The 13,219-nt window shown below is 71.0% G+C and carries 4 protein-coding genes and 1 pseudogene; 1 reads left to right on the top strand and 4 read right to left on the bottom strand.

Annotated features, from left to right (window positions below; genetic code table 11):
* Positions 1 to 11: 11 nt before the first annotated feature.
* A complete protein-coding gene (locus HBE64_RS24445; protein ID WP_208300575.1) occupies positions 12 to 176 on the bottom strand; it encodes a hypothetical protein in 165 nt (54 codons plus the stop codon).
* 391 nt (positions 177 to 567) lie between these two features.
* Here HBE64_RS24445 and HBE64_RS24970 point away from each other — a divergent pair, with 391 nt between their 5' ends.
* A complete protein-coding gene (locus HBE64_RS24970) occupies positions 568 to 1,479 on the top strand; it encodes a hypothetical protein (RefSeq protein WP_371744168.1) in 912 nt (303 codons plus the stop codon).
* Positions 1,480 to 3,150: 1,671 nt separating this feature from the next.
* Here the strand turns inward: HBE64_RS24970 and HBE64_RS24965 are convergent.
* The 3 genes and pseudogenes from HBE64_RS24965 to HBE64_RS06310 all read right to left on the bottom strand — a co-directional run.
* Positions 3,151 to 4,968, bottom strand: a pseudogene (locus HBE64_RS24965) (beta-ketoacyl synthase N-terminal-like domain-containing protein); the annotation flags it as partial.
* Entirely contained in the window at positions 4,965 to 11,525 is a 6,561-nt protein-coding gene (locus tag HBE64_RS06315; protein ID WP_167099229.1) for a type I polyketide synthase, read from the bottom strand. The gene HBE64_RS06315 and the pseudogene HBE64_RS24965, both read right to left, overlap by 4 nt.
* Before the next feature lie 42 nt (positions 11,526 to 11,567).
* Positions 11,568 to 13,178, bottom strand: coding sequence for a PfaD family polyunsaturated fatty acid/polyketide biosynthesis protein (locus HBE64_RS06310; RefSeq protein ID WP_167099226.1), 1,611 nt, complete (start codon positions 13,176 to 13,178; stop codon positions 11,568 to 11,570).
* Positions 13,179 to 13,219 lie beyond the last annotated feature (41 nt).

Genomic DNA, 13,219 nt, shown 5'->3' with positions numbered 1-13,219 from the left:
GCCGGCTTCCTCTACGGCAACGGCGGCAGCGGCTGGGGCAGCGGCAACGGCGGCACCTCCGGGATCATCGGCAACGGCGGCAATGGCGGAACCGGCCAGGCCGGCAAGGCCGGCGGCAACGGCGGCTCGGCGGTCTGGTTCGGCAACGGCGGCAAAGGCGGCAACGGCGGGTCCACCGCCGTCGACCTCGAGACCGGCGGCAGCGGCGGTTCAGGCGGCGCGGGCGGACTGTTCACCGGCAACGGCGGGGCAGGTGGAACCGGCGGGTCAGCGACCACCGGCGTCGGCGGCACCGGCGGGAGCGGCGGGAACGGCGGCTACCTCGGTAGCGCGGGCGTCGGCGGCGACGGCGGCGCCAGCGCGAGCAGCACCGGCGGCAATGGCGGCACCGGCGGTTACGACGACCAGGTCGGCGGGGCAGGCGGAACCGGCGGCGCAGGCGTCATCGGCGGCAAGGGCGGCACCGGCGGTATCGCACTGAGCATCGGCTACGGCAACGTGATCGGCGGCGCGGGCGGGGCCGGCGGCGCAGGCACCGTCACCGGCGGCGACGGCGGCCAGGGCGGTATGGCCATCATGGGCTACTACCCCTTCGGCGGGCCGGGCAACGCGATCGGTGGCGCAGGCGGGGCGGGCGGCAGCGGCGGCACGACCGTCGGAGGCAACGGTGCTGACGGCATCGCCTACAACTTCGGCAACGGGCTGGCATTCGGCTCGAACACGACGATGGCGGGCGCGACTACCAACGGCTTCTCCGTGGTGGTGTTCGGGACGCTGCTGATCGGCAACGGCGCCAACGGAACTGCGGACAGCCCGGACGGCAAGCCCGGCGGTGTGTTGTTCGGCAACGGCGGCAACGGCTACGTCTCCACCACAGCAGGTGTAGGAGACAGGGCCCGGCGGCGGGGGTGGCGGCGTCACTGGAGCCGCAGGTGCGGCCTGGGCCGGCGGAGGTACGGCCGCGGGTGCCGGGGCCGCCGCGACGGCCGTGCGCGGCGGATTCACCGGTGCGGCAACGGGTTGCGGCGACGACGTCAACGCCACCGGCGACGCCGGGGCATCCACGGTGACCGGACCGCGCCGGCCCGCCGCCATCGCCAGCATCTCGCCGCGCATCCTCAGGAACGACTCGTGCGCTTCGGCTTGCTGCTCGACGAACGCCGCATGGGCCTGGCCCACGGACTCGACCAGGCTCAGCGCCACGGCCGTCCGGTCGCCGACCGTGCCCGGCGCCGTCTGACCGCGCGCGGGGACGACCTCCGTCGCGGTGACGACGACCTCGCGCTGCGGGATCACCAGCGGCGTCGGATACGCCGGCGCCGCCTGCATCGTCTGCAGAGTTCCATGGTCTGGTTCCGGCATTGGGGTGCTCCCGTTCTCGGATGCAGGTTGAGCTGGTTCGTGGGAGACCGCCACCACGTCGGGCCAGTGGGCGGGCAGCGTCACCTTGCGGGCGATATCCGCTGTCGCCGGGGCTGATTGACTGCGCAGTTGCTCCAGTCGTGCGTCGAAGGCATCGACGCGCACCGGCAGGCCGTGCACCCACAGTTTGGACACCGACTCGGCGAGTGCCCGTAGTCCTCGGCGTTCCTGCGGATCCAGCGCCACCGCCACATGCGGGCGGTCGCCGAGGATCTTCGGGATCGCCCCGGTGAGAATGGCGCGCGGGCCGTGCTCGACGAACACCCGCACGCCGTCTTCCCAGGCCTGCAGGATCGTCGCGGGGAAGTCGATGGGTTCGACGGCCTGCTGGGTGATCGCCGCCGCGGCGGCCTCACTGGTCGGCACATACGCCCGGTTGCCGGCGTTGGTGTAAAACCGCACTCCCGGCGCGACGTGCGCCTGCCGGGTGTGGATGGCCCGCCAGGTGTCGGCGAACGGATCCATGGCGCTGCAGTGGATCACCATGTCCAGGCCCAGCGGTATCGCACCGGCTCCCTCGACAGCGTCGATCACCCGCTTGCATGCCGCGGGATCGCCGCCGATCACGCAGTCGTCGGGTGCCTGGACGATCGTCATGTACGCGCGCGGCTCGCGGGCCAGCGCGGCCTCGACCCGATCCCGGGGTGCGTTGATGCGCCAGCACTCCCACGGTGCCGCCTGCTCACCCAGACCCCAGTCGGTGGCCGCCACCCGGCAGCTTCCGGTCAGCTGCTCGCCGTACATGCCGGATGCTTCGATCTCGCCGAGCATCTCCTCGAGATCACGCCAGACCCCAAATGCCAGAAGCGAATTTGTCTCCCCCGACGAAAGTCCGATGGCCGCGGTCGGCGCCAGCCCGAGCACGGTGCGAGAGAACTCCGCATGTGCCTGGCAGACCAGCGCGCAGCCGGTCAGCTGGGTGCGGGGATCGAGGGTGGTGATCCCGGCGCCGTACAGCGGGCGCGCCAGATCGCCGACCCCGGACAGCCGGGCCGCCAGCGCATCACCGAGTTCGGGCCACGCCAGGAACAGATCTCGCCCGGCCCCCGGGTAGGCCGCCGCCGCCCCGGTGAACATGAACGCCAGTTCCCCGGTCGTCGGTCCCTCGGCGAAAGCGACACCGGGAATCACCGGCGACTCACCACGCTCCAGGCGTTCGACCGCCGCCGTGCGCAGCGTATCCAGCGAAGTGTCGTTATCGGCCACCACCGAGCACCGCACCGGGCCGCTTCCGCCCGGCTCGCGGCGCTTCATCCGGCCGATGACCTCGTCACGGCTCGCACCCGCGTAGCGCTCGCACAGCGGTACCGCACCGAGCGCCAGCGGGCGGGGCCGATGGCCAACCGCCGACAACGTGACACCGTCGGCACGCCCGCCCAGCGACTCCAGCCAGATCGAGGTCTGGGTGCCACCGGGAGCGGGTTGCGCCCCGTTCTGGTCTACCCGGACCCGGGCGCGCAATGCCTCTGCACGCGAAGCGATTTCGATCGCCGCGCTGGCCGCATGGGTGCGCCCGAAACGTTCGGCGCCGATATTGGGCTCCGGAGCGCCCAGCGCCCCGTCGGTGTCGATGACGGCAATGATGTCGTCACCGGCGGCCTCGGCGTCGGCGCGCCGCTTGAGGACGAACGCCACCGCGGCATCACCGTGCGGCTCCCATCCCCCGGCGCCGACCGCGTCGGCGGCCCGCTCGTGCGCCGGCTCGCAGCACATGTCCACCGCCCCTGCCACCACGGCGTCGAGTTCACCGCGCCGCAGTGCGCGCACACCGATCCGCAGAGCGGTGATGGCCGAGAGCTCCTCGCTGGAGACGGTGAACCCCCAGCCGCGGAAATCCCGTTGTGCGTGAATGCGATTCGCCGGGATGTTGGGCATGGTGCCGACCACGCCGTCGGCGGTCAGACGCGGCGCCGCCTCGCTGTTGGCGGTCAGCCAGTCCTGGTCGTCGGCGTGCAGAACGCGAAGCCGCTGACGCGCGATCGTGGCGTCGCAGCCCATTCCGACGATGACACCGGTGCGCTCCGGGTCGGTACCCACCTGCTCGAGCGCGTGCCCGGCGGCGGCCAGCATCGTGGTCTGCTGGCTGAGGCTGGACTTGAGTTCACTGGGCGGAAAGCCAAGGCGCACAAGGTCGAGCTCCACCGTGTCCAGCGGGGTCGGCTGCGCCTCGGGACCCAGCGCCCGGCGCCGGAATGTCTCGACATCACGCGCGTCGCCGGTCACCACACCCAGCCCGCAGATCACGATGTCACCCGAGGGCGCCGACGGGCGCACCGCCGCGCGGCGCGAGGGCACATAGCTCTCGACGATCAGGTGGGCGTTGTTGCCGCCGAAGCCGAAGTTGCTGACCGCGGCCCGCTTGACCGCGCCGTCCCACGGCATCGGGGTGGTCGCCAATGTGAACGGTGTATCGGCCAGCGCCGCAGTGGGTTTCTCGCACAGGGCAGGCGCGATGGTGCCGGCCTGCATCGCCGAGAGCACGTTGATCAGGCTGGCCGCACCGGAGACGGTGATGGTGTGACCGAGGTTGCCCTTGAGCGCCCCGAGCCGCAGCGGCACCTCGCCGTAGGCGGCGAAGATGCTCTGCAACTCGGTGGCATCACCCAGCGGTGTGCCGGTCGCGTGGCAGTCCAGGTAGTCGATATCCGACGGGGTCAGGCCCGCCTGCTCCAGGGCGGCCGTCATCGCCCGGGTCTGCCCCCCGACCGCAGGGGCCAGGAAGCCGCTCTGGCGCCCGTCGTTGGACAGGCCGACGCCCAGGATCACCCCGAGTATCCGGTCCCCGGCCTGCTCGGCGTCCTCGAGGCGTTTAAGGGCGACCAGCGCCGCGCCTGCCGCCGGAACCAGACCGTCGGCATCGGTGTGGAACGGCCGCGACCGGCCCGAGGGGCTAAGTGCCTGCAGCGCAGTGAAACCCAGATGCAGGAACAGATCGTCGGCGCCGTTGACGCCGCCCGCGAGCATCACGTCGGCGTCGCCGTCGTGCAGCGCGTCGCAGGCGAGCTTGATCGCATACAGCGATGACGCGCACGCCGCGTCCAGCGCGAAGGCCGGTCCGGTCAGCCCCATCGCACCGGCCACCAGGTGCACCGGCAGCCCCGAGGAGAAGCGGTTGCGCGGATCGGTGTGGCCGTTCCCGTTCCAGACGCCCTCGACGAACTCGGTGTTGCCCGCCGACGGGTAGGACAGGTTACCGACGATGAGCCCGGTCCGCGGTGCTGCCGACGGAGCACCGAGAGCCTGCTGAGCGCAGTAGGCCAGCCAGTGCGAGATCGGGTCCAGGCGGTCGAAATCGGTGATCCGCGCCGCGATCGCACTGAGGTCCGGCGATACGTCGATGTAGCCACCGGTGGCCGAGGACACCCGGAGGCCGGGCTGTTCGCTGGCCAGCAGGGCCGCCGGGTCCACGCCCCGCCAGTGTTCGGGCCGGGTGGGCGTCAGCAGGCAGCGGCCGTTGAGGGTCGCGTCGTACAGCGCCTCCGGTGTGGCGGCACCGGGCAGGATGCAGCTGCGCCCGACGATGGCGACAGGTTCGAAACCACTCACGCCGTCGTGTCCGCCCCAGTGCCTGCGACGTAGAACTCGACAGCCTCGAGTTCGGCGACCAGCGTGCCGTCGGCGGTCTCCAGCGCGATGTCGAAGTCGACCCGCTTGTCGTTGACCGGCTTGGCGGCGATGCGGCAGCGCAGGCTGCCACCCTCACCGAACGGCTGATGGAAGACCGCACGCCCGATGCGCACCGGCAGGACCAGCGGCCGCCCGTGCGCACTCGCCCACAGGATGCCCAGTTGCAGGCCGCCGTCGACACTGACGGGATCGATCGCCCAGTCCCCTTCGGGCCAGCCGAGCTCGTCGAGGCCCTTCAGCGTCGCACCGGCCCCGGCGGGCCCGACCGCGTCGAGTTGCTCGATCGCGGCGAAACGGGGGCCGTGGAACAGCGGGCCGCCGTAGATCTCGCCGACACCGAACGGCCACTGCTCACCGGAGGCGTGCGGCACCGAAATGCTTGGTGCAGGCTGCGATTCGGTCTCCAGAACAGCCCGGTAGCGCTTGCGACCCTCCGGGTCCTGCACACTGACGGTGTAGGCCGACCCGGTCGGCTCGAAGTCCAGGGTCAGTGCCTGCTGCTCGCATTCGGCGAACGTGACACCGGAGAGCACCTGGAAGTCGCGGATCACCGGGGAGGCATCCGGCACCAGTCCACGCACCGCACGCAACATCGCGTCGAGCACGATCACCACCGGAACCACGACCCGGCCGCGGACCTGATGGTCGGCGAGCACCGGCAGGTTGTCGGTGGACACGTCCCAGTCCAGCCGGGCCGCACGCAGACGTCCCTCTGCTGGGGCGGCCACCACGATCGCCGTCGCCGGCGAGCGCCGCAGGGCGTGCTCGGCGAAGAAGTGCGCACCCTCGTCGATCGGGATCACGCCGACCCCGGATTCCAGGAACCGGCTCTTGAGGGTGGCGTCGACCATGCCGCCGTCCCACGGGCCCCAGCCGAAGGCACGCACCACGCACGCGTCACCGCGACGGGCCGCCTCGCGTGCCGCGATCGACTCCAACACCGCATTGGCCGCGGCGTAGGCGCACTGGCCGGGGTTACCGGCGCGGGCGGCGATGGAGGAGAACAGCGAGATGAATCGCAAATCATCCGACGCGGTCGACGCCAGCAGCGCCTCGGCCCCGAGCACCTTGGTGTTGAACACCCGCACGAACTGCTCGTCGTCGAGGTCCTCCAGGCGCCGATCGGCCAGCACGCCCGCACCGTGGACGATGCCGACGATCGGCCCGACGGTGCTGCGCACCTCGTCGAGGACGGTCCGCAGCGACTCCGTGTCGTTGATGTCAGCGGCGAAGTACCTGGCCGGGGTGCCTTGGCGCTCAGCGGCACTCAGGGTGGCGCGGACTTCGCGTTCGGCGAGTAGACGTTCGGCCTGGGCCCGGGCCTGCGGCAAGCTCAGCGCCTCGCCGCGGGAGCGTGCCGCAGCGGCCAGCGCCGTCGCGATCTCCGTGGCGGTGGTACCCGTCGGCTCGTCGGCGGCGACCTCCCGCAGTGCGGTGCGGCCCAGCAGTGCCAGGCGCAGCCCGTGCCGTGCCGCCAACGCCAGGGCGGACTGTGCGGTCACACCGCGTGCACCGCCGGTGACCACCACGACGCCGTCGGCGGGGACGCTGATGGTCTCGCCGGTGGGCTCGGCGTCGACGTCGTCGACGACGACCAGCCGGGTGCCGTCGTTGCGCAGCGCGACCTCCACACCGCTGCCGCCTGCGAGCAGTTCGGCGACGATGCGTTCGGGGTCCAGGGTTTCGATGTCGATGGCGCGCACCGAGGCGTTGGGCCACTCCCAGGCCGCGGTCTTGGCGATGCTGGCGACACCGACCGGGGTGTCCGCTTCGGCGAAGCGCGCCCCGGTGGACTGGATGGTCACGAAAAGCCTTGAGCGCGAGGAGCTCTTGGCGACACTGCGCGCGGCGTGGAATGCCCGCAGGTGCGTCTCGACGCAGTCTTGCGGCGAGCCGACGGGCCCGAGGGCCGCCAGGCTGATGACCGCGGCCGCTTCGTGCGGCACGACGTCCACAGAGCGGGCCTTGATGCCGTGGCTGATCATCACGCGTTCGAGATCCTCGGCGAAGGCCGCGTTCTCCCGGGTGATGAAGACCTCGCCGTCGCGCAGGCCCGCCATGGCGAACCCGGTCGGCGGGACTTCCCGCATGGCCGCCTCAGTGCAGTCCAGGCCACCCGCGGGCACCGTTGCCGGGGCCGAATGGTGCACGGGCGCATCGGGTTCGGAGCCACCACCGGACGTCGCGCCGGAGACCGAGTCGACGACGTCCTGCAAGGTGCGCAGGTTCGCCAGCTCGGAGGCCGGGATCTCAGGTGTGCCGGGGAACTTGGCCTGCAGTGCGGCCAGGATCTCGACCTGCTTGATCGAATCGATGCCGAGCTCGGACTCCATCTCCATGTCCAGGCCCAGCATGTCCGCGGGATAGCCCGTCTTCTCCGAGACGATCGCGAGCACAACCTCACCGGCGTCCTGGGTGGAGACCGGGGCGGCCGCGGCGGGGGCTGCGACCGGTGCGGCCGGCGCCGTGGGGGCGCTTGCACCACCGGAGGCGAAGCCGGCGATCGAGTCGACGACGTCCTGCAAGGTGCGCAGGTTTGACAACTCCGAGGCCGGAATCTCGGGAGCGCCAGGGAACTTCGCCTGCAGTGCGGCCAGGATCTCGACCTGCTTGATCGAATCGATCCCGAGCTCGGACTCCATCTCCATGTCCAGGCCCAGCATGTCCGCCGGATAGCCCGTCTTCTCCGAGACGATGCCCAGCACCACTTCACCGGCATCCACCGCGGGGGCGGCCGGGGCGGCAACCGCGGCGGGCGCAGCGGCAGCGGGAGCCGCCGAGGCGAAGTCGGCGACCGAATCCACCACATCCTGCAGGGTCCGCAGGTTCGACAACTCCGAAGCCGGAATCTCCGGAGCGCCAGGGAACTTCGCCTGCAACGCCGCCAGGATCTCGACCTGCTTGATCGAATCGATCCCGAGCTCGGACTCCATCTCCATCTCGAGCCCGAGCATGTCGGCCGGATAACCGGTCTTCTCCGAGACGATCGCCAGCACGACCTGACCGGCGTCCACCGACGGTGCCGCCGGGGCTGGCGCCGCAGGTGCCGGCGCCGGTGCCGCGGGGGCGAGTGCGGGTGCGGGCGCGGCTGCAGCGGGCGCGGCCACCGGAGCGGGCGCAACCACCGGCGCCGGCGCGGCGACCGCGGCGGGTGGCTCGGCGATGGTGTGCACCGTGTGCACCACCTGCTCAGATGCGTGGACGACCACGGGTGCGGGCGTCAGTGCCTGCTGGCCGCCGGAGCGCTCGCCGACGATCTCGGCCATCATCTGCGCCGACATCTCCAGGAATGCCTTGTGGGTGTTGGCCACCGCGCCGAGATACCGCTCGTGCTGCTGGGCGGTCTCCTGCTGGATGCGGTCGATGATGCTCCAGGCGTCGCTGGACAACGGGGCCTGGGCGGCGGCTGGGGTCGGCGTCGCGGTGCGCGGCAGAACCGGTGCGGGCGCCGGTGCCGTCTGCACCGCCGGTGCGGGTTCGGGCGCACCGTTGCGCGGCGGCACCGAAGGCGGGGCGGCCATCGTCTGGACCGCCGCTGCCGCAGGAGTCGGTGCCGGTACACCGTTGTGGGCAGCGGCCGGGGCGGGCGCGGGTGTGGCGGCCACCGGCTGCGGCACGCTCGGCTGGGGCGCGCTCACGCGAGTGCGCTTCGGCTTGATCGTGACCTTGCCGTCCAGAGGCGGATAAGGCTTTCCAACGTTGGCTCCTCCTACCAGAACCGCATGCTTGGGCGCCGGCACATGCTTGGCCGGCTCGTCGTAGTCGTCGTAGAGGGCGGCCAGGTTCAGCCGCACGCCGTCGGCGGCCAGCGCCGCCAGACCGCGATGCCAGCCACGCAGGCCACCCGCCTTGGGGTCATCGAGTGCGACCGCGAGATGCGGTGTGCCATCGAGGATCTGATCGACCAGCTTGGTCAGCACCCGGCTCGGCCCGACCTCGATGAAGCGGGTGACACCGTCGCGCGCCATCGCTTCGATCATTTCGCGGAAGCGCACCGGCTGGCGTACCTGGTCGCCGAGCTGCTCGGCGACCCCACCGGCGTAGGTCTGCGCGGTCGCATTGGCGTAGACGGGGAACTGCGCCTGGCCGAACTCCATCGTCTGGAGGTAAGCCGTCAACGGCTGGGAGGCCGCGGCCACGATCGGCGAGTGGAACGCCGACGCCACCGGCAGCCGCACCGACGTCCAGCCCGCCGCCTTCGCGGCGGATTCCGCCCAGGCGATATCGGCGGCCGGGCCGGCCAGCACCACCTGGCCGGGCGCGTTGTCGTTAGCGATCACCAGCGAAGCGGCCGCCTCCGGCTGGCTGTCCAGCAGGGCCCGGACATCGGCGGCGCTGGCGGTCACCGCCAGCATCGCGCCGTCCTGACCCTGGCCCGCCTCGGCCATCAGCACCCCGCGGGTGCGCGCGGTGTCGACGAGGCGCTGCGTGGGCAGGACGCCCGCGGCCGCCAGTGCGGTGACCTCGCCGAAGCTGTGCCCGGCCGCCGCCTCGGCGCGTACCCCGAGCGCGTCGAGCAGGGCGAGCTGGGCCAGGCTGGTGGTGGCGATCGCTGGCTGGGCGTTCTGCATGGCGGTCAGCTCGGCGCGCTGGGCATCCGAGGTGGCCGAATCGAAGGCCGGCTCGGGGAACACCACGCGGTGCAGATCGGCGAGGTCGCCGTCCAGGGAATCCCACACCGCGACGGCGGCCGGGAAGGCCAGCGCGAGGTCGGCCCCCATCCCGACGTACTGGCTGCCCTGACCCGGGAACAGGAAGGCGGTCTTGCCCTCGCGGGCGGGGCCGAATCCGACCGAGATGTTGGCGTCCTTGAGCGTGGCGGCGGTGCCGTCGGCGAGCGCCTTGTTCAGCTTGTCGGCCAGCGCCGCCAGCGCCGTCACGTCGGCGGCGACCAGACCGGCACGGGCGTTGTGCGCGGCGTCGAAGTCGCGGGCAGATTCGTAGGCGATGCGGGCCAGGCTCTCGCCGGTCCGCGCGGCGGCCGCGATGTCGGCGGCCCGCGTGGCCAGCTCGGCCCCGGAGGCGGCGCTGAGCACCACCAGTTCGCTGGGCAGGGCTCGCAGCCGCTTGGCCCGGTGCTCGCCGGTGTACTCCTCGATCGTCACGTGGAAGTTGGAGCCGCCGAAGCCGAACGAGCTGACCGCCGCCCGGCGCGGCTGGTCGCCGGGTCGCACCCACGGGCGGGTCTGCGCGTTGACGTAGAAGGGGGTTTCCTCCAAGCCCATCGCGGGGTTCGGGCGGTCCACCTTCAGCGTGCCGGGCAGCGTCGAATGCTGCAGCGACAGAATAGCTTTGATGAGGCCAGCCGCACCCGCGGCGGCTTTGGTGTGGCCGATCTGGGACTTGACCGAGCCCAGCGCGATCCGGGCCGAGGAGTCGGTGAACACCTGCTTGAGGCCAGCGAACTCGGCGACGTCACCGGCCTTGGTGGCGGTGCCGTGGGCTTCGAGGAGCTCGACGGTCTCCGGGGCGTAACCGGCGCGCTCGTACGCGCGGCGCAGCGCCTTGGCCTGACCTTCCGAGCGCGGGGCGTAGACGCTGGAGGCACGGCCGTCCGAGGACGAGCCGAGACCGCGGATCACCGCGTGGATATGGTCGCCGTCGCGCTCGGCGTCGCTGAGACGCTTGAGCGCCAGCATGCCCACACCCTCGCCGATGATGGTGCCGTCGGCGGCATCGGAGAACGGCCGGCAGTCACCCGTCGGCGAGAACGCCGGCGTCTTGGAGAAGCACATGTACATCATCACGTCGTTGAGCGCGTCGACTCCGCCGGTCAGCACCAGGTCGGACTCGTGCAGATACAGCCGGTGCAGAGCGGCCTGCAGCGCGGACAGCGAGCTGGCGCAGGCGGCGTCGACGACGAAGTTGCTGCCACCGAGGTCCAACCGGTTGGCGACCCGGCCGGCGACGACGTTGCCGAGCAGACCGGGGAAGGTGCTCTCCTGCCAGGACGGGTAGGAGTCGGCGATGTCGCCGCAGATCTCGTCGGCCTCCGCTTCGGACAGCCCGTTCTCGAGCAGCGCCTTGCGCCAGATCGGGCGCTGCATCCGCGAGCCCATCTGGACGACGAGTTCGGTGGTGGAGGCGACGCCGAGAACGATGTCGACGCGGTCGAGGTCGACCTCCACACCGGAGCGCATGGCCTCGTCGAGCACCTTGCGCGCGGCGATGAGGGCCAGCAGCTGGGCGGAGTCGGTGGACGGCAGCGCGTTGGGCGGCAAGCCGAACTTCACCGGATCGAACTGCACCGGCTCGATGAACCCGCCGCGCTTGCAGTAGGTCCGGTCGGTGGCCTTGGGATCCGGGTCGTAGTAGTCGTCGATCAGCCAGTGGGACGGCGGCACGTCCCCGATGGCGTCGCGGCCACCGGTGATGGTGCGCCAGAAACCGTCCAGTCCCGGCTCTCCCGGATAGATGGCTGTCATACCTACGACGGCGACGGGAATCGAGACGGGGTTCTGCTGCTGGTCTGTCATGACACCTTTTATCCGAGGAGATGGACGAAACGGGTGAGTGAGTTATCCGAGTGGGCGGGGACGGTAATCGAAGGCGGACGGGGGCATCTGGATGCCGGCGGTGCGCAACTGGCCGGCACGCGTGACGGTGGCGGCACCCTCGAGCAGGTTCAGCGCGATCTGACGCACAGTGCGCGCCTGCACCGGTTCCAGGAAACTGCCCCGCACCCATTCGTTGAAGCCACCCATCGCCGGGCCGCACCAGATCTGGTAGTCGGCACGCCGTTCGGTGATGCCGTCGCGGGCCCACTGCGAACCCATGAACAGATACCAGCGGAAGACCAGAGCCATCCGGTGTTTGGGGTCGGTGCGACCACGTTCGGCCTGCGCCGGGTCGCTGCGGGAGAAGAAGGCCTCGGTCTCCTGCCAGATGTCGTCGACGGTACGGCCGAGCACGGTGGTCTCGAGGTTGCGCACCTCGTCGGCGGGGGCTTCCTCGAAGGAGCCGTAGCGACGGTAGAAGTCCGACAGCCGCTGGCCGCGCTGGGCGAACATGGTGCCGCGCTTGAGCACCTGCACCGTCACACCCATCTCGAACATGTCCGAGGCCGGGGCCATTGTCACGTCGGTGGCCTCGGCCTGGGCGAGCAGGCTGCGCGCGTCGGCGGCCAGACCGCTTTCCACCGCGGACTGATTCACCGACCCGGTCAGGACGTAGGCCGCGCCTGCGGCGAACGCGGCCGCCACCGACGCCGGGGTTCCCAGCCCTCCGGCCGCGCCCACCCGGGGCAGCACCGAATATCCGTGAGCCGCGGCGATCTCGTCGCGCAGCGCGATCAGTCCGGGCAGCAAGACCGTCAGCGCACGATTGTCGGTGTGCCCGCCGGAGTCCGCCTCGGCGGTGATGTCCTCAGCGATCGGGATGCCGGCGGCGAGCTGTGCCTCCTCGGCGGTGATGCGGCCCTGGGCCACCAGGGCACTGAGCATGGCTTCGGGTGCAGGAGAGAGGAATTGCCGGGCCACCTCGTCGCGCGACACTTTGCCGAAGATGTGGCCGGCGCGCACGATCTGTCCGTCCGGTCCGCGACGAAGACCCTTCACCGCGTAGTACACGATTGCCGGGGTGAGCCTCATGAACGCCGAGGCTGAAACGTAGCGAACTCCGAGCCGATGGAACAGATCGACCGTGGCCATCTCCACGGCATCGTTGTGCAGGTTGTGGATGAGGTTCGCACCCCAGCCGCCCGAATCGGGTCCGAGCGCATCCTGGATCTCACGCACGCCCGCTTCGATGGTCGGCAGGTCCAGCCCGGCACTGCCGTAGAAGGCCATCACCCCGGCCCGCACGCCTTCGATGGTCATCCGCGGGGTGGCGATGCCGCGCGCCATCTCGCCGATCACATACGGGAAGCGGACTCCGTGGGTGGCCGTGAAGCTGCGCTCGCCGAGCCATTCGGGATAGATCGGCGGCAGGACAGCCAGCACGTCCTGGCCCATGATCTCCGGTGTGAGCAAACCCGAGTCGTCGAGCACGACGGCCCGGGGCCCGTGTGCTGACCCGACCACGGCCACTGGCCTGCGGATAGCGGCGAGTGCCTCGGCGACATCGTGCCGATCGAGCAAAGAAGTGGACGCGGCATCCGCCGGACGCGAGTTAGCCAAGGACGCACGCATGGTGACGCACTTTAACCAATTAACGTGAGCGTGAGGCCGTT

The organism is Mycobacterium sp. DL592, from assembly GCF_011694515.1.
Taxonomy (GTDB): domain Bacteria; phylum Actinomycetota; class Actinomycetes; order Mycobacteriales; family Mycobacteriaceae; genus Mycobacterium.
The sequence above is the reverse complement of the archived record's forward strand: the minus strand, read 5'-3'. Positions and strand labels throughout refer to the sequence as shown.